This is a genomic window from Oceanobacillus sp. FSL K6-0251 (assembly GCF_038004725.1).
Taxonomy (GTDB): Bacteria; Bacillota; Bacilli; order Bacillales; family Amphibacillaceae; genus Oceanobacillus; species Oceanobacillus oncorhynchi.
Map to the genome: position 1 here is coordinate 1,606,185 of NZ_JBBORS010000001.1, position 26,895 is coordinate 1,633,079.

A 26,895-nucleotide genomic window follows, 5' to 3' on the forward strand; every position below is an offset into this window, starting at 1 on the left:
TATGTCATCATAAGTGACAATATTGTCACTGTTATTGTCACCATCCCGTCACCTTAGACAGGTAAAGTAGGGAACAAAGGAAAATGAGGAGGAAATTGTAGTGGAATTAATGCGGGTTGAAAATTTGTCTAAAGTGTACGGAAAAGGTGACACGGCAGTAAAAGCATTGGATAATGTATCATTTTCCGTGGAGCAGGGGGAGTTTGTAGCAATTATTGGACCGTCTGGTTCCGGGAAATCGACACTGCTTCATTTGCTGGGTGGTGTGGACCGGCCGACGGATGGCAAGGTATTTATAGAGAATACAGATATCTATGAATTAAATGAAACACAGTTAGCTGTTTTTCGCAGGAGACAGATTGGCTTAATTTATCAGTTTTACAATCTCCTGCCGATTTTAACTGTTGAGGAAAACATTACGTTGCCAATGCTGTTAGATTCTCATCAGGTGGAAAAAAAGCACTTTAAGGAATTGATAGAGATTCTTGGGCTTAAAGACCGATTAGATTATTTACCGAATCAGCTATCTGGGGGCCAGCAGCAGCGTGTATCCATTGGCAGAGCTCTAATCAGTAATCCGTCTATTATTCTTGCGGATGAGCCGACGGGGAATTTAGACAGTAAGAATAGTAAAGAAATCATTGATTTATTAAAACTATTTAATAAATCATATCACCAGACATTGGTCGTCATTACCCATGATGAACGAATTGCCCTTCAGGCTGATCGGATTATTTCCATTGAGGATGGTGTGATCGCCAAGGACGAGGTGATTCGCAAATGAATATTGTCAATAAAGTTACGTTAAGGCATTTAAAAGAAAATAAACGAAGAACGCTTATTACTATCATTGGTGTCATTATTTCTGTTGCGATGATTACAGGAGTAGCTTCCCTGGGAATTTCTTTTATAGATATGCAGCAGCGGGATGCGATTGCTAATGAAGGAAATTGGCATTACAGCATGGATCAGCTCAATTCAGAGCAGCTGGAAAAAATTCAAACCGATGCCAATACTGATTCTGTCGGTGTGATGAAGGAATATGGGTATGCACCGTTGAATGACCAATTATTGAAAAGATACCTGTATGTCCGGGGCATGGATGAAACGGCTCTGGAGCAGATGCAAGTGAATCTGACGAAAGGCCGGCTCCCGGCAAGTGAAAAGGAGGTAGTGATCTCTGAGGAATTAAAGAGACAGGATTTTGATTACCAAATTGGAGATACGATTGAGTTAGACATAGGAGAAAGACGTTATACAGGAACGGAAGGTATGGAAAATCGTGCGTTAGATCAAAATGATTCCCTTTTGGTTATTGAAGGACAATTAGATGAAGAATTACGTGAGCAAACCGAATACAGCTTTACCATTGTTGGTGAAATCGAAGAACCGATATGGGACGAGCCGTGGTCTCCAGGATATACCGTGTTAGCTTATACGGATGCACAAGCGTCATCTGTGGTGGACCGTGCTTTTGTAAAAGTGAATGATTTAGGGATAACCCTTTTCGATGATGTAGATTTGCTGGCGCAAGAATTGGATGTAGCGTCCGATGCGTATAATTTTAACACGACTTTATTGAATACGTACCTTGTTTCCTTGAACAGTGGGACGGTTTCTACTTTGTCCGGATTATTAACGGTTATTATGCTGATTATCGTGATTGGTTCAATGGCTTTAATTTATAATGCATTTGCTATCTCTGTATCAGAAAGATCACGGTATTTAGGGATGCTTTCCAGTACTGGTGCAACGAAACGGCAAAAGAGAAATTCCGTATTATTTGAAGGGCTCTTAATCGGATTGATCAGTATCCCTATTGGAATTGGAGCTGGTTTTGCCGGCATTGGCATCACGTTGCATTATGTGAATCAGATTTTACAAAATGTAGGGCTTGAGACAGATTTCCGGCTGGTTGTTACTCTTCCTTTAATCGGGATAGCTGTCGGTGTTTCTTTGATGACCATTTTGATTTCTGCATGGATACCTGCAGTCAGAGCATCTAAAGTAACGGCAATAGATGCTATCCGTCAGGCGAAGGATGTCAAATTAACGAAAAAGAAAGTGAAAACAAACCGTATCGTCCGTAAACTCTTTGGCTATGAAGCGGAAATTGCTTTGAAGAATTTAAAGAGACATAAGAAACGTTACCAGGTGACTGTTTTTTCACTCATGATCAGCGTTATTCTGTTCTTAACTGTAGGGTTCTATACCAATTCGCTGACAAAATCATATGAAGTACTGTCGGAGGAACTGGAATATGATATTTCCATTAGCGGCACGGGAGAAATAGATGATTCCAATCCTTTGTGGGAAATCTATCAAGACATACAAGATTTAGATAGTGTGGAGGAAAGTTTCATTTACAAAACAGCCCAGCTTCAGGCGTATTTTCCAGAGCAAATGGCTGGAGAGAACTATGAAAATAGGGATGGAACTCCTGAAACAGCAGAAGGTCTCCCGTATTACCTGGAATTAGTGGGCTTATCTGATGAGGATTGGGAACAATATCTAGCCGATAATGATATAACAGATAGGACAGAAAGTGATTTTCGCGGTGTTTTAGTAAACCATGTCACCTATAATGATGGCACGCAATACATCGAAACAGATATGTTAAAAGTGGATACGGGTGATATGCTGCCGCTTCAAGTGAACAGCTACAATGAAGAAAGAGACGATTGGAACTTCGAACAGGGAGAAGACATCGAGCTGCTTGGTCTGACGAATCAATATCCCGTTGGAAATTCCTATGCCGATTCGAACACTATTTATCTTATTGTACCGGAGCAAGTGCTTGAGAATACAATGGAATCATTTCCAAATGAAAGAACAAGTTTATCCGAGATATATGTCACCTCTGATGATCCGGACCAGGCGCAAGAGGATATAGAAGCGCTGGGGATTGCGGATGAGGTATCTATTTACAATCAGTATGAAGTCAGGCAGGATAATGAACAATTCGCACGGGTGCTGTCTATTTTTGTTTACGGTTTTATCATCCTGATTACATTGATTTCCGTTGCTAATATCTTTAATACCATTTCAACAAGTATTGCTCTGCGGAGAAGAGAGTTTGCAACGATGAAATCGATTGGCATGACGCCAAAAGCTTTTCGTAAAATGATTTATTTTGAGAGCCTGTTTTATGGAATAAAATCCTTGCTCTATGGGCTGCCAATCAGTTTCGTGGTAATGTATATTATTTACTGGCAGACACAATACGCCTTTGATTACAGCTTCAACATTCCATGGATGTATATTGGCATTGCGATTCTATCTGTATTCCTGATTGTTGGAGCAGCCATGCTATACTCGATGTCGAAATTGAAGAAGGATAGTATTTTGGAGACGTTAAGACAGGAAAATATTTAGAGCAACATAACAAGCTATCTCGGGTGGGAATATCTGAGATAGCTTGTTTTTTTGTTATTTAGAATGCTGGGCTTTAAAATTATCATAACGTGGCTGTTCGTGCTAATAGTGAAAAAGATCCATAGATGAACATGTTTCGAATAGGAGAAGCAGCGAAACAAACAACGCTATCCGTTTAAATATAAAACTCCATATGAGGCTTTTCCTGCTTATAATAATTCATTCTGTCCTGTAACGTGCCAGTATGAAATTCAAACTTATGACCATCAGGGTCTGTAAAATAGATCGATTTCTTATCTTTTTCATCCCTGGGACGGCCCGTTAACATATTTACGTCTAATTCCTCTAATTTGTTATATATGCTGTCAAAATCAGCTTCTTCAATGGAAAAAGCAATATGTGTATAGGATTGGCTTATTTCATTCCGGGGTATGTCCTTCTCCAAATTAAGAGCCAGCCACATGCCATTTAAATCAAAATAAGCTGTGCTTCTTCCCTTGACCAGTAATTTAGCATCAAACACATTCTGGTAAAAACGTATGGATTCTTCTAAATCAGAAACAGAAAATAAAAAATGATTTACTCCCTTTATAAACAACTTTATCACCTCAATATGATTAGTTTCATTTTTTCTAAGAACAACAATAAATAGCTGCATCAAAAGCATCTTCCGGAATATAGATGATTTCATTTCTTATTTCGTAAGGTATATCATGGTTTTCTAACAATTCCGTAGCATTGCTGTTTGTCTTTTCTCCCCACTCGGTGTATTCGCCGGTATATTCTTTTTGACAAGCGGATAAGGCTGCCAAAAGAAAAAAATCACAAAGTATAAATACTAGAACCTTCTTCAAAATCTTTCTCTCCTTTAAATGATTTAATCAACTTCGTTTATATTCATTCTTTAACTCTACCAAAAAGTTTTCTTACGTTAAAGAGCCCACTCTATTAATGCAAAAGCACATGTTAATTTCCGATGTACGCGTATTTACGAAAAATCATTTCCGTTCCATCCTAAGGAAAAGAAAATTTTGTATATTTTAAAAAAAATTATTGTTTTTCTTCTGTATTAAGAATATAATACATTTAAATATGTGTCTTAGTGTATTAATACAGTATGACAAAAATACATCATTAGAACGAGGTGAGGGGTTATATTCAAGTAGTAGCTTGGATAGTTACTTTATTATAATTGTAATATTTATACTTAAAAAGAATTTATTGTTAGAAGTTGTTGAGGGGGTTAGTTATGAATTTTATGAAACGGGCTTTTTTAGAGATTACTAGAAAAAAAGGAAAGTCTTTAATTTTACTTGCAGTTATTTTTATTTTAGGAAATTTGATTTCTGGAGCTATTGCGATTCAGCAGGCAACCGGCAATGTAGAGACCACCATTAAAGAGAGACTGGGTACTGCAGCAACGGTTGACATGGATTATAAAGCATGGGAGTCCATGTCTGAGGAAGAACTGGAAACCTTGGAGATGGAAGAGCTGGGCGTTGATCTGATTAAGCAGATTGGCGAGCTTCCTTATGTGAAATACTATGATTACAGCATGACCACCTGGATGGGGTCAGAGAGTATAGAACCTTATCAAGAAGAACTGGAAGAGGATGTTATGTATGGGGATGAAGATAATATCCCTTTTAGCCTGAAAGGGATCAATTACGCTCCAGTTATTGATTTTGAAGAAGGAAAAGGGGAGTTAGCAGACGGACGGGTGTTTACAGAGGAAGAGATTGAGAATGGCACGTCCGTGGCAATCATTTCTCAAAAACTGGCAGAGCAAAATAATTTAGAGGTAGGAGATACATTTACATTATTAAGTGCTGTGTATGATTACTCGGAAGAGACGGGTGAAGAGACCGTATTGGATTCCAGAGATATTGTTTTAGAAGTGATTGGATTATTCGATCCGCAATCTGGAAAGGAAGAGACAGAGAGTAAAGAGGAAGATAGCGATATGTTCCTGATGGAGGATATCGACTATCAGAATACCGTATATGTTCCTAATGCCATTATATCTGCCGAAGAACAGTATTACTGGGAGGTATATGCTGAAGACGATCCGGAAATTGCTGAAATGCTGGAAGAAGAGTCGATGGAATACTATACGCCAATCTATTACTTAAATAATCCAGAGGACATAGAGCCATTTGAAGAAGAGGTGGCGCCGTTATTGCCGGAGCTTTATACGGTAATTAGCGCAAGTGACCAATATGATGATATTTCAGGACCGATGGAATCCATGTCCACGCTGTCAAAATATGTTTTATTAGTGGCTGTGATTGCGACCGTACTCATTACTGGATTAGTCGTTTTACTATTTTTGCGGGACCGCAAGCGTGAATTAGGGATTTACTTATCCTTAGGTGAGAAGCGGGGTAAGGTTGTCGGACAGATTTTAATTGAAGTAATCGTCGTTGCCTTTGTTGGTATTACATTATCATTATTTACTGGAAATCTCTTAGCAGGGCAAGTATCAGATACGATGATGAAAGCAGATGATACGCAAGAAGAAAGCTATGAAGGTGTTATTTATTATGAAGGGATAGAAACCAATTTGACGGCAGAAGATGTGATAGATTCATATGAGGTCAGTCTTAATTCCAGCTATGTGCTCGGTTTTTATGGAATCGGTCTGTTAACGATTTTGATTTCAACGATTATCCCGCTGATTTATATTGTCCGGTTGAATCCAAAGAAAATACTGATGTGATGGTGAGGTGAGAAGATGATATTAGAAGCAAAGGATTTAAATTATTATTATCAGGACGGCGAACAGCGCCGTTATATTTTAAAGGATACATCTATCTCTTTTGAGAAGGGGAAGTTTTATACGATTTTAGGGCAGTCCGGCTCAGGAAAGACAACCTTGTTATCCTTGCTCAGTGCGTTGGATTCACCGCATAGCGGAGAAGTGTTATTTAACGAGGAGAATATTAAGAAAATTGGATATGAAAAATACCGCCGCAATAATGTAGGGATTATTTTTCAAAGCTATAATTTAATTCCGACTTTTACAGCTATTGAAAACGTACTGGTCCCGATGTCAATCACGGAAAATGAAATTCCGGATGATACCAAAACCGTAGCGTATAATTTGCTGGATTATATCGGGATTGTAAAAAATAAAGCAGACCGTCTGGTTAATCAGCTGTCCGGGGGAGAGCAGCAGCGTGTTGCCATTGCCCGTGCGCTGGCAACGAACGTGGAATTAATTCTTGCCGATGAACCTACTGGAAATCTTGATGAAGAGATGGAGCAGGAAATCATTGATATCTTTAAAAAATTGGCACATGAGCATGGGAAATGTGTCATTGTGGTAACTCACTCCAATGAAATTGCCGAACAGTCTGATCAGGCTTTCCAATTAAGGAAGGGTGTTCTGTCTTCCTATGAGTGATTTTTTATCCAAGTTTAATAAAGATAAATATGATGATCTGGTAAATGAAAAAGAAGACAAGGAAATAAAGAGCAGTGACAATAAGAAAGAACAGAAACAGGAAGAAAAAGTACCGCAGCAGAAGCACGAGGAACAGGCTTCTGCTGTGGAAAAGGAAGAGCCCGTACATAAAAAGCATGAGCCCGTCCCTGCTTCTTCCTCTCTTTCCTCCAGAAGCAGCCGCCGTCAAGATGCAGAAGAAGAAGTGGAAATTGACTTAGATTATCGGAGGAAGAAAAAACGCCGGATGTGGCTGCTTATTTCTGGGGCCGTTTTGGCTTGTATCCTGATTTTCTTCATTTATTATCTGCTTGTTCATGTGAAGGTAGAAAATTTTGTGGGTCAGCCTGTGGCAGATGTGCGGGCCTGGGCTGAGGAGAACGATGTGGAAATCGAATTAGAACAGGAATACAGCATGGAGCATGATGCGAACCATGTTATTTCACAAAGTGTTTCTGAAGGGGACAAGATTAAAAAAGGAAAAACGCTGCAATTAACCAGCAGTTTAGGTGCTGATCCAGAAGAAGTTATTCCGCTGGTTGATTTTTCAGAGATGTCCCAAGAAGAAGCACAAATCTGGATTGAAGAAAATAAAGCAGAAAACCTGCATCTGGTCACAGAATATAGTGATGATATCGAAGCGGGGGGCTTTATTCAGTTTTCCATCAAGGATAGCAGTATTGATGAATCGGAATACAAACGGAAGGATAGTGCTGCTGTCTATTATTCAAGAGGGGAAGAAGTTTTCGAAAAGAATATTACTATCCCTGACTTTACAGGAGCCGCCAAAGAAGAAGTGGAAAAATGGGCAGAGACCAATGAAATTGAGATGACCTATGAAGAGGCTGATTCGGACAGCGTCGAAGAAGGAAATATTATCAGTCAAAGTGAACCGGCGGATGAGAAAATCGCGAAAAGAGACGAGATGGAAGTGGTTGTATCAGCCGGTAAAGCAGTGGTCGTTCCGAATTTTGGAGGGGTAACTGCGGAAGAAGCAGCGATGAATTATCCAGATTTAAATGTCACCGTAAAACATGCTTTTCATGCAGACGTTGCCTATGGAACGCTGATTTCACAATCTGTTGAAGCAGATACAAAGCTGACAAATAAAGATGACAAGGATGTTACCGTAACGTACTCTCAGGGCAGACCATATTTGCATGATTTCCGAGGACAGACAGAAGGGGATTTGCCAAGACTGTTTTATGAGGAATATCAATCAAAGGGTGCGGACATCAACTATATTGTAAAGTATGTTGATTCCCCGGAAGTAAAGGGAACCGTCGTGGATATGGGGGTATTTAATGAATTTGTGCCCATGACGTATACGGTGGAGGTCCGAATTAGCAATAATGCTTCTGCACCGCCAAATCCGCCGGCATTTGATGAAGGACCGGAAGATATTTATCCGGAGCCCGGAGCAGGCGGAGCTGATGGACTGGAAGAACTTGAACCAGAGCTTGGTGCAGATGAGTCTCCGGATTCATTGGAGGAAACGGAAGAGTAATAAACACAAATAAATATGATATCGAAACAGGAGTAATTTCCAATTGTCATGGAACTACTCCTGTTTTTTGAAAGTAAAATATTCCGATATAGCATTGGAAACTTCCAGTTCTTAATTTAACTGCAGCAGCGCTTCTTCTGAAACATCCTCTTCTCTTACCTCTGTCCAGCCTTTTCCATAGCTGCCCGATGCATCAATGCGCAGAAAAGCACCTGGCCGGAGCTCTCTATCGATTACTTTTGTGATTTGCTGTTCTTTGCCATCCGCGTTATACCCTGAAAAGACATACTTGTAATTGCCGGTCCACAGCTTTTCGTAATTATCATCAGCTGTTTCTGCATAATAGGTTTCTACCGGATGCTGTAACAACCAGTCTGTTAATGGAATGATGCCGGCTGTCGTCTTTTGGATGGCAACAGCGGCGAGGGTGAAGAGAATGAGTATTCCAATCAATACTTTTACTGCTTTTTTCATATCATGACACTCCTTTTTTACGTGCTTTATTCTAATCTTTATTGTAAAGAAGGAGGCAGATTGAAAAAATCGCTTTCTCTTACAATTAGCTTACAGAATTGTAAGGTGAAAATGCTTTTTCTATTTTTGTGGTTCCATCCAATCTGTGCCATAATTAGTTAAAAACGGGGAGGGGGGATACGGATGCAAACCATTATGATTGTAGAAGATGACCCGAAGATTGCAAAGCATCTGCAGGATTATATTGAAAAATATGGTTATCGGGTGTCTTTTATCATGGATTTTGAACGGATCATGGAAGTATTTCAAGAGGAAAAGCCTGACTTAGTGCTTCTGGATATTAATTTACCAAGCTATGATGGTTTTTATTGGTGCAGGCAAATTCGCCAGCTGTCTACCTGTCCGGTCATTTTTATTTCTGCCCGCACAGGAGAGATGGACCAGGTAATGGCGCTGGAAAACGGAGGCGATGATTTTATCACAAAACCGTTCAGTGCGGAAATCGTGATGGCAAAAATACGCAGTCAGCTGCGCCGGGCATATGGAGCGTATGCTCAGGACGCAAAGGAGCGTTTCTTAGAGGTGGAAGGGTTAAAGCTTTCCCCGGAACGGCTGGAATTAACCTTCGCCGGAGAGGATACGTTTTTATCAAAAAAAGAAGCGGATATTATGGAAACCTTAATGAATCGTTATCCGCGTGTTGCCGGCAGGGAAGATTTGCTGGAGAAGCTTTGGGACGACCAGACCTATGTGGATGAAAACACATTGAACGTCAATATAACAAGAGTGCGGAAAAAGCTGCAGTCTGTCGGGATTGCAGATGGAGTGGAGACGGTTAGAGGAGTCGGCTACCGCTTAAAGAGCCTGTTGAAAGAAGAATAATGTAAATGGGGAGGATTCCTATGCAATTTAAATCCGTTGTGGAAGCAGATTTGATTTCATGCAGTAAATTATTTTTAACCGTTTTTAATGGGGAACCATGGAATGATAAATGGACGTTAGAAAAAGCCAAACAGTATCTGGCAGATTTTTACCGGACTCCTGGATTTTTTGGTGTGTCAGCGATAGAAAATGAAGAGATTATTGGATTTATTTTTGGGACACGCCGGGCTTGGTGGAATGGCGATGAGTTTTTTATCAATGAAATGTGTGTAGATACGGACAGACAAAATAAAGGAATAGGGAAGGAGCTCCTTCATCATTTGAGAGAAGTAATGGAAACGGAAGCAGTTACTGCTATTTCTCTTTTGACGGACCGGGGAATACCGGCAGAAGCATTTTATAAAAGAAATGGCTTTAAAGAAATAGAAAGGCTTGTTTTTCTCAGTCGTGAAGTTTGAAGCAGATGTTTACCATGCGTGTTCAAAAAGTCATTTTCATTGGGCATTTTGAACATCCTCTTAAAGGAGGTTGAAAATGAAGTTATTTTTAAAGGAACATGCTTTATTGATTTTACTTAATATCGTGCAGTTTACGGCTATCCTGCTTATTTACTGGCTGGATGGCTACCGGAATTTACTGCCGGCATTGTACGCGATTTTTATTGGATTCTTTTTTCTTGTCTGCTATCTTTTTTATCAGTATTTCAGCCGCCGGACATTTTATCACCGTTTAAGCCATCCGATGGAAACCTTAGATGAATCCTTGCAGAAAAGCAGTCCGCATCCTGTTTCCGAAGCAATGAACGATTTGTTGCGAAGTCAGTATAAACAGTATCAGCAGCAGATCAATACCATTGAAAAGGAAAGGGAGGAGCATCTTAAGCTGATGGATCAGTGGGTGCATCAAATGAAAACACCTATCTCTGTCATTGAGCTTACCGCACAGAATCTGGATGAGCCAGACTCCTCCAGTATTCGAGAGGAAACGGAGCGGATGAAATCGGGATTAAATACAATTCTTTATATGGCAAGGCTGCGGACAATTGAGCAGGATTTTCATATCAAGCCGATACATTTGAAATCATTGGTCCATGAGGTAAACGGTGAAAACAAACGATTCTACATACGCAATAAGGTTTATCCTAAAGTGGAAGAACGAACGGAAGGGTTGACAGTACAGTCAGATGAAAAGTGGCTTTACTTTATCCTGACCCAGCTTGTTTTAAATGCTGTAAAGTACTCCGCAGACAAAAGCAATTCCATTCTTATCTCTATTTATGAAAGGGAGAAAGAAGCTGTGTTGGAAGTGAAGGATTTTGGTGTCGGGATTCCGGAAGCGGATAAGAGACGTATTTTTGATGCTTTTTATACTGGTGAGAACGGCAGGAAATTTAGAGAATCTACCGGAATGGGATTGTATTTAATCAAAGAATCCGTGGAGTATCTCCATCATCGGATTGAATTTGAGTCAAGGGTGGGAGAGGGCACCACGTTCCGGATTCTTTTTTCGGAAACGCAAAAGCGATGAATATAAAGTAAAATAGTATATAAAAGAAATGACATCTGCCGCAATGATGCTGCTGTGGCAGATGTCATGCTATGTGTTAGGATCGTAATCCATCCTCTACGCGTTCGCCAAGCTGAGGAGAAGCAAGCGAAAAATACTCTATTGCCTTTGCCTGCAAGTCTCGCCGTACTCCTGTCAGTCCAGTAACCAGATTCGAGACAAGCTGCGTTTTTCCTGTTTGCGATAAAGATTGATAGTATTCCCCTGCCTGGGTAAAATCATCCTGCTTTACAATATCCGAGCGTATGAGCTCGCCTTCCACATACCTGTCTTCTCCGCTCGTCTGTAAATTGCTTGGCTTCCAATGCTTCTGATCATTTACCGGCACATCTCGGAACCGCGGTCCGATACGATAGCGCTGCGAATCCCAATATACATTCGCCCGCCCTTGTACGATTTTATCATCGGACAATTCTGCTCCGTCCAGCAAGTTTGACGGGGAGAACGCAAGCTTTTCCACCTGCTCCATATAATCGTCTGGATTGCGATTAAGCACCATCTTTCCGACAGGGTGAAAAGGAAACATCTTTGGATCCCATACTTTCGTATCATCAAGCGGATCGAACGGAAGCTGCCCCGCATCTTTAGGATTCATCATTTGTACATACAGTCCGTATTCTACTAAGCTCCCGTCTGCAATCGTGTTGTAGAGATCTTCTCCGGAATAATCCGGATTGGCCGCTGCAATTTTATCTGCCTCGCTGCTTGTAATGAATTGTACACCCTCAAATGGAATCCACTGGTATTTAATATAATGCCGTTTTCCTTCTGCGTTTCGCCACACGTACGTACTGACGCTGTTAGCGGGGATTCGCCGAAAACTTTTAGCTGTGCCCTGGTTAGAAAAGAGACGGACGATAAAATGGGTGGACTCCGGGTGCCTGGCGACAAATTCCCAAAGCGAATTCGGATCCATCAGGTTGTTCTTAGGTGATGGGGAAAGAGCTTTGATACTTTCTGGGAAACGCATCGGATCACGCAATAAAAAGACGGGGATATCATTACAAATAAGGTCAAAAATCCCGTCGTCTGTATAGAACTTCGTTGAAAATCCACGTATGTTTCGCGAGGTATCCGGGGTGCCTTTATTGCTCGCTCCAAGTGAAAAACGAACCGCGACAGGAACGGTTTGGCCAGCATGCTGAAGAAAAGGAAGCTTTGTGTATTTACTCATGCTGTTCAGTGTTTCGAAATACCCAAATGCACCATACCCTTTCACATGTAAAGGACGTTCGATAATCTTCTCGTGAATGAAGGTTTCCAGTGTTTCATGCAAAATGTTATCCTGTTCCAATATCGGACCATCTTTACCAACCGTTTGGGAGTGCATCGGGCCGGAAGTGTTGGATGAGTTATGTTGGCGTGTCGCGTGCTTGTTATCTGTTGCTTCTGTTTTTGGAACAGGATGACGTTTTCCTTGTTGCGGATTATGATTGTTATCGCTCATTAGTTCCTCCTTGTGAAAATATAATCTACCTTAATAATGTTATGAATATTGCTTGTTTCAATATGCATTATTAGTAAAAATAATCAGAAGATTGGGAAACCAAAAGGTAAAAAATAGATTTTGGTAATTGAAAAGACGAATTAAGATGATGCACGGAGGAAAATCTCTTTAAAACAATAGATACTTATCTTACAATGCTGTAAGGTAATTGAAAGAAATTTCGATAGTTTCTTCCTTAAGAGCAGCGATATACTATGGTTAAATGAAATGATAAGGAAGGAAGGATTTATATGTTGAAAGTAAGACAAGTCAGTAAAGTTTATGAAGGCAAAGTCTCCTACCGTGCTTTGTCAGATATTGATTTGACCGTAGAGGATAATGAATTTGTAGGAATTATGGGGCCGTCTGGAAGCGGTAAGACAACGTTGTTAAATATGATTGCTACGATTGACGAACCGACGACAGGGGAAATCTTAATTAACGGGAAGGACCCGCATCGTCTCAAAAAAGAAAAGCTTGCTCAATTCCGCAGACGGGAATTAGGGTTTGTCTTTCAGGATTTTAACCTGCTCCACACACTGACCGTGGAAGAGAATATGGTGCTGCCGTTAACTCTTGATGGCAAAAAGGTAAGTGAAATGAAGAAAAAGGCAAAGGAAATTGCTGCGAAGCTGGGGATAACGGAAATCATGAATAAACGAACCTATGAAATTTCCGGCGGGCAGGCGCAGAGGGCAGCTGTTGCCCGGGCAATGATTCATACGCCAAAGCTGCTCTTGGCAGATGAACCGACGGGAAACCTGGATTCCAAGTCCTCTAAAGATGTGATGGAATTGCTGGAATCCATTAATGAAAAGGAAAAGACAACAATGCTTTTGGTTACGCATGATCCGCAGGCTGCGAGTTATTGTAATCGTGTGGTATTTATCCGGGACGGAAAGTTTTATTCCGAAATTCACCGCGGCGATAACCGGCAGGCGTTTTTCCAAAAGATTATCGACACACTCTCATTAATGGGAGGGGATTCCAATGACTTTTCGTCAGTTCGCGTTTAATAATGTCGTCCGGAATAAACGGCTTTATGCTGCGTATTTTCTAACCAGCCTTTTTACCGTGATGGTTTTCTTTACCTTTTCTATTTTTGCTTCTCATCCGCAGCTGACAGGAAATAATATGGATTCCTATGTCAGCTTTGGAATGAATGTTGCCGCAGGGATTATCTATGTATTTTCTTTTTTCTTTGTGCTTTACTCGATGAGTTCTTTCCTGCAATCAAGGAAAAGAGAATTCGGCTTATTGATGATTCAAGGAATGAGCATGAAACAAATCCGCTCGATGGTTTTCCTGGAAAATATGTTTATCGGTTTGCTGGCTACGATTGGCGGTATTGGATTAGGACTGGTTTTTTCTAAAGGTATCTTATTGATTGCTGAAAATGTACTCATTATTGATAATGAACTGCCATTTTATTTTCCAACACAGCCTATTTTGATTACCTTTGGCTGCTTTATGGTGCTATTTTTCCTGATTTCTTTATTTGTATCATATATTTTACGAAGCCGGAAATTGATTGATTTAATCAAGGGCGATAAAAAGTCAAAAGGGGAGCCGAAAGCAAACTTATTTTTAACCATTCTGGCAGTGCTTTTGCTCGGAACAGGATATGTGGTTGCTGTAACAGTCGATGGATTAAAGGTGATTGCCGCACTGGTTCCAGTTGTTATTGTCGTGATTATTGGCACCTATCTTCTGTTCACCCAATTAAGTGTATTTATCATCCGGCGGTTAAAAAAGAAAGAGAATGTATTCTGGTATAAAACAAATATGATTCTTTTATCCGATCTATCGTTTAGGATGAAGGACAATGCAAGATCATTTTTCTTAGTAGCGATTATTTCAACCGTCGCTTTTAGTGCGATTGGATCGCTGTATGGGTTTCAATCGTATATCACTGCAGGAATCAAGCAGATGAACCAAACTACGATTTCTTATCAGGACTATGATACAGGAAATGAGGAAGCGAATGTTTCGTATATTGATGAAACGCTGCGGGAAGCAAATGTTGACGTGGATAAAGAGCAGGTAACGCTCCATTATTATGAGCTGCCTGATGAATCGCAGGTTATGGTTACAAAGGAGTCAGATTATAACCGAATTGCGGAATTAAGTGATAATGAAACGGTTCAGATAGAAGACGGTGCTCCGGCTTTGATGGGACCTGAAGTTATTTTTCTTAATATCGGCGGGGATAATTCGAATAAAGAGGAAGCGGAAATATTAAAGGATGCGGAGCTGGAGCTGGGAAACACTGTTTTAGAGCCAGTACAGCTGGTAGAATCTAGTATACTGCCTGCTACCCAAAAATATTATGTTGTTTCCGATCATGATTTCGAGAGCCTGCCTGAGCCTGCTATGGAGGAAAACTACTATGCTTGGCAGGAGACAGAGGATAAAGAAATTCCTTTAGGCGTAGCAGAAAAATTAGATGATGCGTTATCTACAGAGGGAATCCGGATTGGTGAGTATGAAGAATATGTTATCAATAAAATGTATGGACCCATCCTGTTCGTCGGCTTATTTATCGGAATTGTCTTTTTCGTATCAGCTGGAAGCTTTCTTTATTTCCGACTCTACTCGGATTTAGATGAAGATAAAAAGAAATTCCAGGCAATCACGAAAATGGGATTAACGGAAAAAGAATTAAAGAAAGTATTGAACAGACAAACCGCGCTTCTTTTCTTTGCACCGATTGCTGTTGCGCTGGTTCATGGAGCTGTCGCATTAACGGCGCTTTCCAATATGTTCTTCTACAGTCTGGTAAAGGAATCGGCAATGGTACTCGGGATGTTTTTAGCTATTCAAATCGTATATTTCTTTATTGTTCGTTTCTACTATATCCGGCAGGTGAAGCAGGCATTGCGATAATGACATGTTTCAAAATAAAAGACTGCATACAACAGGAAGCTTGGGCGTTTCTGCTGTATGCAGTTTTTTTACACACTTTCATGTTTAGACGGATATGATACGGAGGTATTCCAGAAATCATTTATTATTTCTGCAAGCTCTTTCGGATTATCTGTGTTAGCTTCATGTCCGGCTTTCCTGATTATTTTTAAGCTTGCACCATTTATCAGGCTGCTTAGCTGTTCCGCAGCTTTTTTATTGGGCTTATCTTTTTCCCCGCACAGAATAAGCGTTGGACATGATATATCTGCTAATTCCCTGCTGAAATCTAATTGCTTCATGGATGTAGTTAATTGAATCACATCCTTTTTAGGCAGCCCCATTTTTTGAAAAACCGGGCTGGGGAGCATCCGAAAAACGACATTTTGAAGTGAGAGAAGAAAGCGGGGCATTTTATACTGTGCATTTATTAAAATAAGAGATTGGACCTTCTCCGGGCGATCGATTGCATAATTTAAAGAAAGGATAGCCCCTAAGGAAAGACCGCACAGGTGAACCGGGCCCTTAAGACGTTCACAATAATCGTAAAAACGCTGGTATAGATGATGATAATCGACTTTCCCTTCTTCAAGAGATAGAAATAGGTCAGGAGAAGCTATTTGGTGAGAGCCTGTTTCTATATAATCAATAATTCTTTGCCAGCTGGCAGCATTTTGACCAAGACCATGGACGAATATACAGTTCATGTTTTTATCACCCTTCTAATGATTTTGATTATTAGTATACAGCATATTGAATCAAGTCAGGGTTACATTGTAAAATAAGTTATGTTTACTAGAAAAAAGAGATGGATTAGAAGGGGGATTTATATGCATATTGCTGTGTATTGCGGGGCAAGTCTTGGTACAGATCCAGCCTATCAGAAAGCGGCTAAGCGGGTTGGAAAGTGGATTGCTGAAAAGAAGCACACGTTGGTTTACGGCGGCGGAAAAGCTGGTTTAATGGGTGTCGTTGCGGATGAGGTATTGGCGAACAAAGGAGAAGCGATTGGAGTTATTCCTGACTTCTTAGTGGAAAGAGAGCTAAGTCATCCAAAGTTAACGACATTAGAAATTGTTGATTCAATGACTGTACGAAAGAATAAAATGATATCATTGGGTGATTGCTACATAGCCCTTCCAGGCGGGCCGGGAACGCTGGAAGAAATAGCTGAAGTGATATCCTGGTCAAGAGTGGGGCAGAATAATAACCCGTGCATTCTCTTTAACCAGAATGGGTATTATGACAGTTTAGCAAGGGTTTACGATGAAATGGTGGAAAACGGCTTTTTATCCATGCAGGACAGAGAACGCATTTTATTCTCTGATTCTCTGGAAGAAATTGAAGCGTTTATTTCCAGTTACGTACCGCCTGAAATACGACAATATACGTAAAATGTATCGTGCGATTAATTAGACGTGTTAGAAAAAAACATAGAAAAGCTGTCATTACAGCATTTCTATGTTTTTAATGTATAAAATAGCGGCTTTATGTTACGTGGGAAAGTCTATCGACGAATGTTAAGATGAAAAAGAATGTTTTTGTTCGTGTTTTATTGACAAATAGGAGGTGCATTAGTAATATAATGATGTGAACTTAATAGAAATGCGTATAATTTCGGGGATATGGCCCAGAGTTTCTACCAGACTGCCGTAAATGGTCTGACTACGCAGCGGAAATAATTTTATTTTAGATTATTATCTGCTGTTCCTATGGAAACTCTTAATTTGATTAAGAGTTTTTTTAATAAGCACTGTTTACAAAACATGATCGTGCTGAATACATAGCATTTTTGGAACTTTTCTATCTAAGGGATGAATATAAATTCCGATAAAAAATGGAGGAAAAAAGTTCATGAGTAAATTTTTTGAGTTTGAAAAACTGGGTACGAATTTTCGAACAGAGTTTATCGCGGGTTTAACGACCTTTTTAGCAATGGCTTATATTTTATTTGTTAATCCGAGTATTTTAGGAGAAGCGGGAATGGACCATGAAGCAGTGTTTGCTGCAACAGCAATCGCGGCTGCATTTGGTTCCATTGTTATGGGAGTTCTCGCTAAATATCCAGTAGCACTTGCGCCTGGGATGGGACTGAACGCATTTTTTACGTATACCGTCGTAATTGGCTTTGGTGTCCCTTGGGAAACAGCACTTGCAGGTGTGTTAGCTTCAGGAATTATATTTATTGGTTTAACCTTAACCGGAATTCGTGAAATTATTATTAATGCTATCCCGCCAAGTTTAAAACAGGCGGTAGGAGCTGGGATTGGCTTGTTTATTGCATTTATCGGCTTAAAGAATGCAGAAATTGTTCAGGCTGATCCGTCAACCATTATTGCACTCGGTGATTTATCCTCGCCGACGGTATTATTAGCTATCTTTGGGATTGCTGTTTCAGTTATTTTAATTACGGTTGGTGTTAAAGCAGGTATTTTTTACGGGATGATTATCAGCTCGATTGTTGGGATGATTTTTGGATTGATTCCCGTGCCTTCTGGTCTCAGCGGAATCGTCAGCAGTGCGCCAAGCCTAGCGCCGACATTTGGACAGGCATTCATTCATTTTGATCAGATTTTTACCATGCAAATGCTGATTGTTATTTTAACGTTTTTGTTTGTTAATTTCTTTGATACGGCAGGGACGCTTGTTGCCGTTGCAACAAAAGCAGGATTGATGAAGGACAATAAGCTGCCAAGAGCAGGGAAAGCACTTTTTGCAGATGCGTCTGCAAGTGTTGTTGGGGCTGCTGTCGGTACATCTACAACTACTTCTTTTGTAGAGTCTACATCCGGCGTAAGCGTAGGCGGACGTTCCGGTTTTACAGCGGTTGTCACAGGCTTGTTCTTCCTGTTAGCTTTATTTTTCTCTCCATTATTAAGTGTGGTAACGAATGAAGTGACTGCTCCGGCATTAATTATTGTCGGTGTGTTAATGGCAAGCAGCTTGAAGGATATCCCTTGGGATAAATTTGAGATTGCTGTACCGGCTTTCTTTACTGTACTGATGATGCCGGTGACGGCCAGCATCGCATCGGGGATTGCGATTGGATTCATATTCTATCCGATCACCATGCTTGTTAAAGGACGGGCGAAAGAAATTCATCCGATTATGTATGTCTTGTTTGTTATTTTTGCATTGTATTTTATCTTTTTGACGTAAAAATAAAACTGAAATATATAGGGAGAGTGCGTTATGATAGCACTCTCCCTTTGTTGTATACTGGAAATTAATCCATTGAGAAAAATAGTATTCAATAGATTCACAGAATACACTTCGCATGTATAGAATACACCAAATGCAAATCATATAAAATATACAAGGAGGTAATGTACAAATGAAACCAATCATTGGGTTAACCGCATCGATGGAAATAGACGGCATGGAATATAAAATGAACCTGCGAAATGTAAGAGCTATCGAAAAAGCCGGCGGTATCCCTGTTATTCTGCCGTATTACAGCGATTATCAGGAGATTGCAGCATTGCTTGATAAATTAGACGGACTCTATCTTCCTGGGGGCTATGATATTGATCCTTCTTTATTTCAAGAGGAGCCGAATCCTGCACTGGGTACGATCATTCCTGAAAGAGACCGCGTGGAAAGGAAGATTATCCCTTATTTTTTAGAGAAGGATAAGCCGGTATTGGGCGTTTGCAGAGGATGCCAAATTTTAAATGTTGTTACTGGCGGAAGCATGTATCAGGATTTAGATTCGCAATATCCAAAACAGTTGATACAGCATACTCAAAAAGCAGATTTTCATCACCGGTCGCATGCTGTCAAGATAACTCCAGCTTCTTTATTGGAAAAGCTGGTGCAGGCATCGGAAATCAAGGTGAACAGCTATCATCATCAGGCAAACCGCTCTCTGGGGAAGGATTTTATGATTTCGGCTGTGGCAGGAGATGGTGTGATGGAAGCCTTTGAAAGTAAAATACATCGCTTTGTTTTAGGGGTGCAGTGGCATCCAGAAGGCATGATTCATCTTGAGAATGACCCGTCTCTGTCAATTTATAAGGGGTTTATTGAAGCGTGTAAAGAAAGGTAGGTTGATGGATTACATGCAAAAAGAGACCCTCTAACCTATTCGTTATCAAGTCTCTTCATCCATGCTATTTCGATTCATTTTCGGCTAAAGCTTTTATCACGTTAGAGGATTCTTTTGCAAAATCAACGGAAGCGTCATAATAATCCTTCCCTTGATCTAAAAGAGAGAAGTCACCAATTTCGATAACTAATTTTGTGTGGTTGCCCGCAGGTTCTAATAAATAACGGTAAGCAACCTCTCCTGGTTCGGGCTTGAATTTCCAGCCAGTTCCGTGTAAATCGATGATAAGCTCTCTTTCTTTTTCTGCTTTTATAATCGTAGTAATAGACTGTTCTCCATTTGGCAGGTCCCAGACTACTTTGCTGCCTTCCGTCATTGGTTCAGAAGGATAGTCCTCTGGCAGCTCATCCCATTGTGCTACATATTTTGGAAGTGTTAATACTTCCCAAACCTTCTCTAAGGATGCATGAATGGTTATTTCTTCGGTGACAATAAGTTGTTTTTCCACTGAAATTCCTCCAAATAAGTTTGTTCAGGATGATGCTTGCCAATTTTTAGCGATAAATTCATCCCTGCCTGATTTAGCGCGGTCTTCTTCATATTCTTTTTTACTTTTTTTATAAAAATCCTGATGGTAATCTTCTGCAGGATAAAAGGGTGCTGCTGCTTTGATTTCTGTTACAATCGGCTTGGCAAACCTGCCGCTCTCAGCAAGCTGCTGCTTTGATTTTTCAGCCAATTCTTTTTGGACTTCATTATGATAAAAGATAGCTGTTCGATATTGCTCGCCTCTATCCTGAAATTGCCCGTCCGGATCAGTCGGGTCGATTTGCGGCCAGTATAGATCGAGGATTGTTTGATAATCGATGAAGGAATCATCATACGTAATCTCTACCGCTTCATAATGTCCCGTATTTCCCTGCTTGACTTGCTCATAAGAAGGGTTATCGATATGTCCCCCTGTGTAACCGGATATCACTTGGTGTACGCCGTCCCATTGGTCGAAGGGCTTCACCATACACCAGAAGCAGCCTCCGCCAAACGTTGCTTTTTGTATTGTCATGTTAACTTCCTCCTTGAGGCTTTTCAAAAGTCACGATAATTTGTAGAATGGAATTAATATAACATAATTTAAGTATTTTTAGAAATAAGGTGACATCATGGAAGAACCATTTGTACATAGGATTCTTACTAGTAAACAGAAAGAGATAATAAATATTATGTATTTATCTAAATTAGGATTTGCCAAAGAGAATCCGGAAAAAAAGAAAGCTATCTTTGATAAAAGTATTTTTGCTTTTCCAGTGAAGCATTATAATGAACCGGGTATAAAGAAATTATTTACAGAACGTGCAGGCGAGAAGAAAGAAAATTTCTCTGTGCTGGAAATGGATGAGCATACGGTTTTTATTGGCGATATTTATCAGTTAGGGGAAGCAACGATTCAAGTATCTCAGCCTGGCATCGTATCGCAGAAGGAAATGGAAAACGGCTTAAAAACAGGATGGTATTTTCGCGTGCTGGAAGCAGGTAAAATCCAGCCGAAGAAAGATTTACAACTGATAGAACGTCCCAATCCCCAGTGGTCAATTGCAGCTTGTAATGAGGTCATGTATTTAGACCGTGAAAATTTATGGAGTGCGGATAAACTATTTCATTGTACAGATTTAGGAATTATTTGGAGGAAGACATTGCGAAAGAGATTGAGAGGATTCTAGGAAGATAGATTTCTAATGAAAATTTGAATCTTTAAGCCTTGTTAAATCGTAAGGCAGATAAAGGGAGGAAAATATTCATGAAAAAATATCTGGTTTTTGCAGGGGTTTTCTGTGTTTCTTTTTTAGTACTTCAAGTTGCTGCAGGGATGATATGGACGCTGCTTTATACTCCTGATATCAGTGCGGCCTGGCAGCAGGCAGGTGCTTTATCTTCGGAGACGGCACTTATAAAAGCAAGTGCTGCTTCCCCATTCATTATTGCTGTAACATCATTGGCAGTTACTTTTGGTCTTACAAGATTAGTGCGTAAAAGAATAGCTATGTAATGAAAAAAAGGAGGGAAATCTCCTTTTTTTCATGCTTATTGAGAAGGGGAAATCAAAATACTTCAGATTATCTGTCTTTTACGCCCGTAATCTATTAAGGCTTCATAAGGATCTCCAGTTAACCCAAGCATAGCGCAAAATGCCTGCTCCGTTTTAAGCCCTTCTTCTTTTAACGCAAAAATCTTACTTTTCCACAATGGATGTTCATCCAGCAGGTATTTTTCAATAATCATATGCAGATAAGCATACTGCTCTGCGACAGGCTGGGGTTGACCAAATAGTTCAAATTCAAATTCCTGATAAGTGAAATTTGCTTTTACGATGGGTTTTCCCCGGATTGTTTTATTCTTTAACCGGAACCCTGAGTAAGAGCCATAATAATTATGTATAATCTTTGCAAAGTCCTGCAGGTGGTGCACTTCCATAATCATATCTAAATCAGAGCTTGCTGTGTCGATTCCCAGCGGTATAGTTCCGCATAATATTGGAGAGTATGATTTTAAATCTTTCATTATATTTAATTGATGAATCACGTTATACGCTCTTTTCTGTTTTTCGTTTCCGAATTCCAGATACGCTATATTTTTTAACAAAATAACACACTTCCCTTGTATGGAGATTGTGGGATAAGCTACTTCCAAATATACAAAAAGAAACTTTTGAAAGAAAGGATGAACTTGGTCTACGTATTTATAAAATATCATAATATGAGTAAGAACTTTTATCACGGAGAAGCGCTCATAAAATTCCCGTTGATCAAAGTTTTATTTTATCAAAAATCTGTAGCGTAATGATTTATAATTATGGTAAATTAAAGTAACCCTGTTTCACTTAAAATCAATGTGTTTTATTTGAGGAAATAAAGGGAAATATTCACAAGGTCTGTAATTTATTTGAATGTATTTTCTTCTGTTTGTAAGGATATTCTACCACAGTGTAACTGGCTGTAATTCACAAAGAGATGACGACCAGAAAGCTGTGATCGTAATCTTTGTTCCTTATTTAGGGAGGGATATACTCAACCTTCACTGAATAAATTTTCACTTAATATGAGGTAAAGAGGGGGAATCAATATGTTAGAGAATGCGCTTATTATGGTGGCCATTATATTTATAGTGAATGTGCTATACGTATCAATTATGACGGTTCGTATGATTTTAACACTAAAGGGAAGAACCTATATTGCCGCATTTGTGAGTATATTTGAAATGGTTATGTATGTTGTTGGGCTGATGCTCGTATTAGATAATCTCAACCAATTTCAAAATGTGATTGCTTATGCAGTAGGTTTCGCAACAGGGTTAATCATTGGTTCCAAAATTGAAGAAAAGCTTGCCCTCGGCTACATTACCGTAAATGTCGTCTCTGCTAATCCAGATTTAAATTTCACACAGCGTCTTCGTGAAAAGGGATATGGCGTAACAAGCTGGTCCTCCTATGGAATGGATGGAGACAGACTTTCCGTTCAAATTTTAACACCGAGAAAGTATGAATTGAGATTATATGAAACCATTCACGAAATTGATCCGAAAGCATTTATTATTTCTTATGAACCAAAACGAATTCACGGCGGATTCTGGGTAAAGCAGGTTCGTAAAGGAAAATTAATGCGTAAAGAGAATAATAATAAAAATAAAGAACAGACACAAAATGAAAGCCAGTCAAAAGAACAATCTTCAAAAACCGAACATTAATTTCATGTAAAGCTAAAATTGTTCGACATTATCTTGCATTTTTCATTTTTTTTTGGTATGCTAAAGCCAACAATTGAAAAATGCCTCATATATACTTGAGAATATGGCTCAAAAGTTTCTACCCGGCACCGTAAATGACCGGACTATGAGGGAGGATGAGCCGTTGTTTAAAAAACAGCGGATGTTGAATGATGCTTATAATAAGGGTGTTCAAAAGTCCAGTTAACTACGCTTTGAACAACTTTTAACCTAAGTCTATTCATCTTCCCTTATGGAAGGTGAATGGACTTTTTTAATGGTTTATATTTTATTGATGCAGTAAGGTTTTTAAGAGCATATTTTAGTTTGTTTTTCAGAAGTTTTAGGGAGTTTGAGATGTAAAAGCATAGCTAGCAGAAGAAATTCACGGAGACTCCTGCGGGAAAGCGTAGTGTATTTCTGCAGCGGGAAATTATAACTCAATATTTCATTATTTCAACCAAAATCCGAACATTATCTTAAAAACTATCTTTTAAAATCCGTAAAAACAATAAAAATTAAGAAAGAGGGATTTGATGGCTCAAGTTGGTGTCATTATGGGAAGTATATCCGATTGGGAAACCATGCAGCATACCTGCAAAGAACTTGAAACGCTAAATATCAGCTATGAAAAAGAAGTTATTTCCGCCCACCGTACGCCAGGTGATATGTTTACCTACGCTCAAGGCGCGCGGGAAAAAGGGCTGAAGGTTATTATTGCCGGTGCAGGCGGGGCAGCACATCTGCCAGGAATGGTTGCTTCACAGACAACGCTGCCGGTTATTGGCGTCCCTGTTGAAAGCAAAGCCCTGCAAGGAGTCGATTCACTCTTATCGATTGTTCAAATGCCCGGCGGCGTCCCGACTGCAACAGTTGCCATTGGCAAAGCGGGGGCAAAAAACGCCGCTATTTTAGCAACGCAGATTATCAGTACGTTTGATAAAGAGGCAGAAAAGGCATTAGAAGCATACCGTACAGGAATGAAAGACGCTGTTCAGGAAATGAGGGATCAGCTTGCAACCTATTAAACAAATCTTGCCACCTCAGACAATTGGAATTATTGGCGGCGGTCAGCTTGGCAGAATGATGGCGATTGCTGCCAGATACATGGGGTACCGCATTGTTGTTTTAGACCCGACACCGAACTGCCCGACTGCGCAGGTTGCCGATGAGCAGATTGTAGCAGACTATGCAGAAATTACAGCTGTAAAAGAATTGATTGAAAAAACCGATGTGATTACATATGAATTTGAAAATGTCGATTTAGATGCTGCAGAGCTTATCCAGAACGCAGGAAAGCTTCCGCAGGGTGCGTTGGCATTAGAGGTTACACAGAACCGGGAAAAAGAGAAGCTGCTGATGGATGAGTTAGAGCTTTCCGTGCCGGCATTTCGCATCGTGAAAACAGAGGAAGCTTGTAAAGAAGCGCTATCCATTATTCCGCTTCCGGCAGTCATTAAAACCTGCCGGGGAGGGTATGATGGAAAAGGACAGCTGAAACTCACAACAGAAGAAGATAAAAAGGAAGCATTAGCGTTTTTCCAAGAGCATGGCTATTGTATAATAGAGCGATGGGTTCCTTTTGATAAGGAAATTTCGGTTGTCTTTACAAGGTCGCAGCAAGGATATATCACCTTCTTCCCTATCGCTGAGAACGAACACCGTGACCATATTCTGTACAAAACAACGGTGCCGGCAGAGATAGAGGCGGTTCTTGAAGAAAAAGCGTATGCGATGACAGCGAAAATTGCGGAACGCATGGAGATTGTCGGGACTTTTGCGATTGAGATGTTTGTCGGCGAGGGTACGATTTATATGAATGAAATGGCACCAAGACCGCATAATTCCGGACATTATACAATCGAAGGATGTAATGTATCGCAATTTACGCAGCATATCCGGGCAATTTGCGGACTGCCGCTTATTCCAGTCAGCTTGCATCAGCCGACCGCGATGATCAATATCTTAGGAGAATCCCTTCCGGAAGCTATCGAATTTACTGCGAATCATGATTTTGGTTTTCTTCATCTGTATGGAAAAGAAGAACCGAAAGAAAAACGTAAAATGGGACACATCACATTTACAGCAGAAACAACAGAAGCTTTACGGAAACAATTAGATATTTTTGAGGAGGCAGCAAACCAATGATCGAACGTTATACAAGAGAAGAAATGGGCAATATCTGGACGGAGGAAAATAAATTCAAAGCATGGCTGGAAGTGGAAATTTTGGCTTGTGAAGCATGGAGCGAGCTTGGATTTATTCCGAAAGAGGATGTTAACAAACTACGTAAGAATGCTTCCTTTGATATCAACCGTATCTACGAAATCGAGCAGGAAACACGCCATGATGTGGTTGCATTCACCCGCGCTGTATCGGAAACATTAGGCGAGGAAAGAAAATGGGTCCATTATGGTTTGACTTCAACCGATGTGGTGGATACAGCTCTTTCTTATATATTGAAACAGGCAAATGACATTTTAAGAAATGGATTGAATCGCTTTGTCCGTATTTTAGAAGAAAAAGCGAAAGAACATAAACATACGGTGATGATGGGGCGGACCCATGGTGTGCATGCAGAGCCGACGACCTTTGGCTTGAAAATGGCCTTATGGTATGAAGAAATGAAGCGTAATGTCGAGCGTTTTGAGCTTGCTGCAAGTAATGTAGAGTTTGGAAAGATGTCTGGAGCGGTTGGGACCTATGCCAATATTGATCCGTTTGTAGAGCAATATGTCTGCGAAAAGCTGGGAACATCGCCGGCACCGGTATCCACACAAACCTTACAGCGTGACCGTCATGCAGCTTATTTATCTACACTGGCATTAATTGCTACATCGATTGAAAAGTTTGCAACGGAGATCCGCGGCCTGCAAAAAACAGAAACAAGAGAAGTAGAGGAACGCTTTGCAAAAGGCCAAAAAGGGTCTTCTGCGATGCCGCATAAACGTAACCCGATTGGCTCTGAAAATATGACAGGGATGGCACGCGTTATCCGCGGTTATATGGTTACGTCTTATGAAAATGTGGCTTTGTGGCATGAACGTGATATCTCGCACTCCTCTGCAGAGCGTGTCATTTTGCCGGATGCGACGATTGCACTCGACTATATGCTGCACCGCTTCGGAAATATTGTAGAGAATTTAACAGTATTCCCTGAAAATATGAAGCGCAACATTGACCGTACTCACGGGGTTATTTTCTCACAACGTGTATTGTTAACGCTGATCGATAAAGGATTGGCGCGTGAGGAAGCTTATGATATCGTACAGCCAAAAGCAATGGAAGCCTGGGAAACAGCGACTTCCTTTAAGGAATTGGTAGAGCAGGATGAGCGGATTACAAGTAAATTAACCCAGGAAGAAATCGATGGCTGCTTTGACTATACCTACCATTTAAAGAACGTCGATCAAATCTTTACAAAAATTGGACTTGCCTAGGAGGAATTCCCA

The 26,895-nt window shown here is 40.2% G+C and carries 27 protein-coding genes and 2 riboswitches; of the genes, 19 read left to right on the forward strand and 8 right to left on the reverse strand.

All coding sequences use genetic code 11. The annotated features are described in order from the left end of the window. Positions 1 to 109 precede the first annotated feature (109 nt). Positions 110 to 784 carry an ABC transporter ATP-binding protein gene (locus MKY45_RS08250; protein WP_226894902.1) on the forward strand — a complete coding sequence of 225 codons (675 nt, stop codon included), beginning with the start codon at positions 110 to 112 and terminating at the stop codon, positions 782 to 784. Continuing rightward, positions 781 to 3,375, forward strand: a complete 2,595-nt coding sequence (locus MKY45_RS08255) for an ABC transporter permease (protein WP_256705984.1) — start codon at positions 781 to 783, stop codon at positions 3,373 to 3,375. The genes MKY45_RS08250 and MKY45_RS08255 overlap by 4 nt, the downstream gene beginning before the upstream one ends. 175 nt (positions 3,376 to 3,550) lie before the next feature. On the opposite strand, the gene fosM is transcribed toward MKY45_RS08255, so the two are convergent. Then, positions 3,551 to 3,973 (reverse strand): FosM family fosfomycin resistance protein, encoded by a 423-nt coding sequence (gene fosM, locus MKY45_RS08260; protein ID WP_341172823.1) that lies wholly within the window; start codon positions 3,971 to 3,973, stop codon positions 3,551 to 3,553. A 34-nt stretch (positions 3,974 to 4,007) separates the two neighbouring features. Next, positions 4,008 to 4,229: a hypothetical protein gene (locus MKY45_RS08265; protein ID WP_341172824.1), complete on the reverse strand. Its 222-nt coding sequence runs from the start codon at positions 4,227 to 4,229 to the stop codon at positions 4,008 to 4,010. A 395-nt stretch (positions 4,230 to 4,624) separates the two neighbouring features. Between MKY45_RS08265 and MKY45_RS08270 the strand changes: the two genes are divergently transcribed. Genes MKY45_RS08270 through MKY45_RS08280 form a run of 3 tightly spaced genes read left to right on the forward strand, consistent with a single transcriptional unit; the run spans position 4,625 to position 8,327 of the window. Then, a complete protein-coding gene (locus tag MKY45_RS08270) occupies positions 4,625 to 6,094 on the forward strand; it encodes an ABC transporter permease (protein WP_193063888.1) in 1,470 nt (489 codons plus the stop codon). Positions 6,095 to 6,109: 15 nt separating this feature from the next. Continuing rightward, positions 6,110 to 6,781, forward strand: a complete 672-nt coding sequence (locus tag MKY45_RS08275; protein ID WP_193063887.1) for an ABC transporter ATP-binding protein — start codon at positions 6,110 to 6,112, stop codon at positions 6,779 to 6,781. Beyond that, positions 6,774 to 8,327, forward strand: a complete 1,554-nt coding sequence (locus MKY45_RS08280) for a PASTA domain-containing protein (RefSeq protein ID WP_341172825.1) — start codon at positions 6,774 to 6,776, stop codon at positions 8,325 to 8,327. The genes MKY45_RS08275 and MKY45_RS08280 overlap by 8 nt, the downstream gene beginning before the upstream one ends. Positions 8,328 to 8,438: 111 nt before the next feature. Here MKY45_RS08280 and MKY45_RS08285 read toward each other — a convergent pair whose 3' ends face one another. Then, positions 8,439 to 8,801 (reverse strand): YxeA family protein, encoded by a 363-nt coding sequence (locus MKY45_RS08285; protein ID WP_212928268.1) that lies wholly within the window; start codon positions 8,799 to 8,801, stop codon positions 8,439 to 8,441. Positions 8,802 to 8,984: 183 nt separating this feature from the next. On the opposite strand from MKY45_RS08285, the gene MKY45_RS08290 reads away from it, so the two are divergent. The 3 genes from MKY45_RS08290 to MKY45_RS08300 all read left to right on the forward strand — a co-directional run bounded on the left by MKY45_RS08290 (position 8,985) and on the right by MKY45_RS08300 (position 11,210). Beyond that, positions 8,985 to 9,683 (forward strand): response regulator transcription factor, encoded by a 699-nt coding sequence (locus MKY45_RS08290; protein WP_042532982.1) that lies wholly within the window; start codon positions 8,985 to 8,987, stop codon positions 9,681 to 9,683. A 20-nt stretch (positions 9,684 to 9,703) separates the two neighbouring features. Further along, entirely contained in the window at positions 9,704 to 10,141 is a 438-nt protein-coding gene (locus MKY45_RS08295) for a GNAT family N-acetyltransferase (protein ID WP_256705986.1), read from the forward strand. A 76-nt stretch (positions 10,142 to 10,217) separates the two neighbouring features. Next, entirely contained in the window at positions 10,218 to 11,210 is a 993-nt protein-coding gene (locus MKY45_RS08300) for a sensor histidine kinase (RefSeq protein ID WP_042532987.1), read from the forward strand. Between the two features lie 76 nt (positions 11,211 to 11,286). Here MKY45_RS08300 and MKY45_RS08305 read toward each other — a convergent pair whose 3' ends face one another. Next, on the reverse strand, positions 11,287 to 12,696 hold the full coding sequence (locus tag MKY45_RS08305; protein ID WP_341172826.1) for a catalase: 1,410 nt from the start codon (positions 12,694 to 12,696) through the stop codon (positions 11,287 to 11,289). Between the two features lie 290 nt (positions 12,697 to 12,986). Here MKY45_RS08305 and MKY45_RS08310 point away from each other — a divergent pair, with 290 nt between their 5' ends. Next, positions 12,987 to 13,751, forward strand: a complete 765-nt coding sequence (locus MKY45_RS08310) for an ABC transporter ATP-binding protein (RefSeq protein ID WP_042532989.1) — start codon at positions 12,987 to 12,989, stop codon at positions 13,749 to 13,751. Further along, complete coding sequence (locus MKY45_RS08315; protein WP_042532991.1) at positions 13,726 to 15,621, forward strand: ABC transporter permease; 1,896 nt, start codon at positions 13,726 to 13,728, stop codon at positions 15,619 to 15,621. The genes MKY45_RS08310 and MKY45_RS08315 overlap by 26 nt, the downstream gene beginning before the upstream one ends. A 68-nt stretch (positions 15,622 to 15,689) precedes the next feature. Here the strand turns inward: MKY45_RS08315 and MKY45_RS08320 are convergent, their stop codons facing one another. Next, positions 15,690 to 16,346: an alpha/beta fold hydrolase gene (locus MKY45_RS08320; RefSeq protein ID WP_042532993.1), complete on the reverse strand. Its 657-nt coding sequence runs from the start codon at positions 16,344 to 16,346 to the stop codon at positions 15,690 to 15,692. A 123-nt stretch (positions 16,347 to 16,469) separates the two neighbouring features. Between MKY45_RS08320 and MKY45_RS08325 the strand changes: the two genes are divergently transcribed. The 3 genes from MKY45_RS08325 (at position 16,470) to MKY45_RS08335 (ending at position 19,687) form a co-directional block, all read left to right on the forward strand. Then, positions 16,470 to 17,033 (forward strand): LOG family protein, encoded by a 564-nt coding sequence (locus tag MKY45_RS08325; protein ID WP_042532995.1) that lies wholly within the window; start codon positions 16,470 to 16,472, stop codon positions 17,031 to 17,033. Positions 17,034 to 17,226: 193 nt separating this feature from the next. Next, positions 17,227 to 17,327: riboswitch (purine riboswitch) on the forward strand. A gap of 166 nt (positions 17,328 to 17,493) precedes the next feature. Next, positions 17,494 to 18,798, forward strand: a complete 1,305-nt coding sequence (locus tag MKY45_RS08330; protein ID WP_042532997.1) for an NCS2 family permease — start codon at positions 17,494 to 17,496, stop codon at positions 18,796 to 18,798. Positions 18,799 to 18,973: 175 nt separating this feature from the next. Next, positions 18,974 to 19,687, forward strand: a complete 714-nt coding sequence (locus MKY45_RS08335) for a gamma-glutamyl-gamma-aminobutyrate hydrolase family protein (protein WP_042532998.1) — start codon at positions 18,974 to 18,976, stop codon at positions 19,685 to 19,687. 64 nt (positions 19,688 to 19,751) lie between these two features. On the opposite strand, the gene MKY45_RS08340 is transcribed toward MKY45_RS08335, so the two are convergent. Together MKY45_RS08340 and msrA are read right to left on the reverse strand one after the other, a co-directional pair. Next, positions 19,752 to 20,195 (reverse strand): SRPBCC family protein, encoded by a 444-nt coding sequence (locus tag MKY45_RS08340; RefSeq protein ID WP_042533000.1) that lies wholly within the window; start codon positions 20,193 to 20,195, stop codon positions 19,752 to 19,754. Between the two features lie 24 nt (positions 20,196 to 20,219). Next, on the reverse strand, positions 20,220 to 20,750 hold the full coding sequence (gene msrA, locus MKY45_RS08345; protein WP_042533002.1) for a peptide-methionine (S)-S-oxide reductase MsrA: 531 nt from the start codon (positions 20,748 to 20,750) through the stop codon (positions 20,220 to 20,222). Positions 20,751 to 20,907: 157 nt separating this feature from the next. Here msrA and MKY45_RS08350 point away from each other — a divergent pair, with 157 nt between their 5' ends. Both MKY45_RS08350 and MKY45_RS08355 read left to right on the forward strand, forming a co-directional pair. Further along, a complete protein-coding gene (locus tag MKY45_RS08350) occupies positions 20,908 to 21,405 on the forward strand; it encodes an MOSC domain-containing protein (RefSeq protein ID WP_246528968.1) in 498 nt (165 codons plus the stop codon). Positions 21,406 to 21,482: 77 nt separating this feature from the next. Next, a complete protein-coding gene (locus MKY45_RS08355) occupies positions 21,483 to 21,731 on the forward strand; it encodes a hypothetical protein (RefSeq protein WP_256705989.1) in 249 nt (82 codons plus the stop codon). A gap of 62 nt (positions 21,732 to 21,793) precedes the next feature. Here MKY45_RS08355 and MKY45_RS08360 read toward each other — a convergent pair whose 3' ends face one another. Beyond that, entirely contained in the window at positions 21,794 to 22,324 is a 531-nt protein-coding gene (locus tag MKY45_RS08360) for a DUF4269 domain-containing protein (RefSeq protein WP_193063881.1), read from the reverse strand. Positions 22,325 to 22,804: 480 nt separating this feature from the next. Here MKY45_RS08360 and MKY45_RS08365 point away from each other — a divergent pair, with 480 nt between their 5' ends. From MKY45_RS08365 to purB, 4 genes are all read left to right on the forward strand, one after another. Beyond that, positions 22,805 to 23,425: a DUF2179 domain-containing protein gene (locus MKY45_RS08365; RefSeq protein ID WP_042533008.1), complete on the forward strand. Its 621-nt coding sequence runs from the start codon at positions 22,805 to 22,807 to the stop codon at positions 23,423 to 23,425. Between the two features lie 65 nt (positions 23,426 to 23,490). After that, positions 23,491 to 23,591, forward strand: a riboswitch (purine riboswitch). Positions 23,592 to 23,979: 388 nt separating this feature from the next. After that, positions 23,980 to 24,471 (forward strand): 5-(carboxyamino)imidazole ribonucleotide mutase, encoded by a 492-nt coding sequence (gene purE / locus MKY45_RS08370; RefSeq protein WP_212928277.1) that lies wholly within the window; start codon positions 23,980 to 23,982, stop codon positions 24,469 to 24,471. Then, positions 24,458 to 25,591 (forward strand): 5-(carboxyamino)imidazole ribonucleotide synthase, encoded by a 1,134-nt coding sequence (gene purK, locus MKY45_RS08375; protein WP_193063879.1) that lies wholly within the window; start codon positions 24,458 to 24,460, stop codon positions 25,589 to 25,591. Before purE ends, purK begins: the two co-directional genes overlap by 14 nt. Then, a complete protein-coding gene (purB, locus tag MKY45_RS08380) occupies positions 25,588 to 26,883 on the forward strand; it encodes an adenylosuccinate lyase (protein WP_042533014.1) in 1,296 nt (431 codons plus the stop codon). Before purK ends, purB begins: the two co-directional genes overlap by 4 nt. The last annotated feature ends 12 nt before the right edge of the window (positions 26,884 to 26,895 follow it).

Coding starts and splice junctions, on each gene's coding strand:
- MKY45_RS08250 (WP_226894902.1), top strand. CDS start 110: ATGCGGGTTGAAAATTTGTCTAAAGTGTACGGAAAAGGTGACACGGCA.
- MKY45_RS08255 (WP_256705984.1), top strand. CDS start 781: ATGAATATTGTCAATAAAGTTACGTTAAGGCATTTAAAAGAAAATAAA.
- MKY45_RS08270 (WP_193063888.1), top strand. CDS start 4,625: ATGAATTTTATGAAACGGGCTTTTTTAGAGATTACTAGAAAAAAAGGA.
- MKY45_RS08275 (WP_193063887.1), top strand. CDS start 6,110: ATGATATTAGAAGCAAAGGATTTAAATTATTATTATCAGGACGGCGAA.
- MKY45_RS08280 (WP_341172825.1), top strand. CDS start 6,774: ATGAGTGATTTTTTATCCAAGTTTAATAAAGATAAATATGATGATCTG.
- MKY45_RS08285 (WP_212928268.1), bottom strand. CDS start 8,801: ATGAAAAAAGCAGTAAAAGTATTGATTGGAATACTCATTCTCTTCACC.
- MKY45_RS08290 (WP_042532982.1), top strand. CDS start 8,985: ATGCAAACCATTATGATTGTAGAAGATGACCCGAAGATTGCAAAGCAT.
- MKY45_RS08295 (WP_256705986.1), top strand. CDS start 9,704: ATGCAATTTAAATCCGTTGTGGAAGCAGATTTGATTTCATGCAGTAAA.
- MKY45_RS08300 (WP_042532987.1), top strand. CDS start 10,218: ATGAAGTTATTTTTAAAGGAACATGCTTTATTGATTTTACTTAATATC.
- MKY45_RS08305 (WP_341172826.1), bottom strand. CDS start 12,696: ATGAGCGATAACAATCATAATCCGCAACAAGGAAAACGTCATCCTGTT.
- MKY45_RS08310 (WP_042532989.1), top strand. CDS start 12,987: ATGTTGAAAGTAAGACAAGTCAGTAAAGTTTATGAAGGCAAAGTCTCC.
- MKY45_RS08315 (WP_042532991.1), top strand. CDS start 13,726: ATGACTTTTCGTCAGTTCGCGTTTAATAATGTCGTCCGGAATAAACGG.
- MKY45_RS08320 (WP_042532993.1), bottom strand. CDS start 16,346: ATGAACTGTATATTCGTCCATGGTCTTGGTCAAAATGCTGCCAGCTGG.
- MKY45_RS08325 (WP_042532995.1), top strand. CDS start 16,470: ATGCATATTGCTGTGTATTGCGGGGCAAGTCTTGGTACAGATCCAGCC.
- MKY45_RS08330 (WP_042532997.1), top strand. CDS start 17,494: ATGAGTAAATTTTTTGAGTTTGAAAAACTGGGTACGAATTTTCGAACA.
- MKY45_RS08335 (WP_042532998.1), top strand. CDS start 18,974: ATGAAACCAATCATTGGGTTAACCGCATCGATGGAAATAGACGGCATG.
- msrA (WP_042533002.1), bottom strand. CDS start 20,750: ATGACAATACAAAAAGCAACGTTTGGCGGAGGCTGCTTCTGGTGTATG.
- MKY45_RS08350 (WP_246528968.1), top strand. CDS start 20,908: ATGTATTTATCTAAATTAGGATTTGCCAAAGAGAATCCGGAAAAAAAG.
- MKY45_RS08355 (WP_256705989.1), top strand. CDS start 21,483: ATGAAAAAATATCTGGTTTTTGCAGGGGTTTTCTGTGTTTCTTTTTTA.
- MKY45_RS08365 (WP_042533008.1), top strand. CDS start 22,805: ATGTTAGAGAATGCGCTTATTATGGTGGCCATTATATTTATAGTGAAT.
- purE (WP_212928277.1), top strand. CDS start 23,980: ATGGCTCAAGTTGGTGTCATTATGGGAAGTATATCCGATTGGGAAACC.
- purB (WP_042533014.1), top strand. CDS start 25,588: ATGATCGAACGTTATACAAGAGAAGAAATGGGCAATATCTGGACGGAG.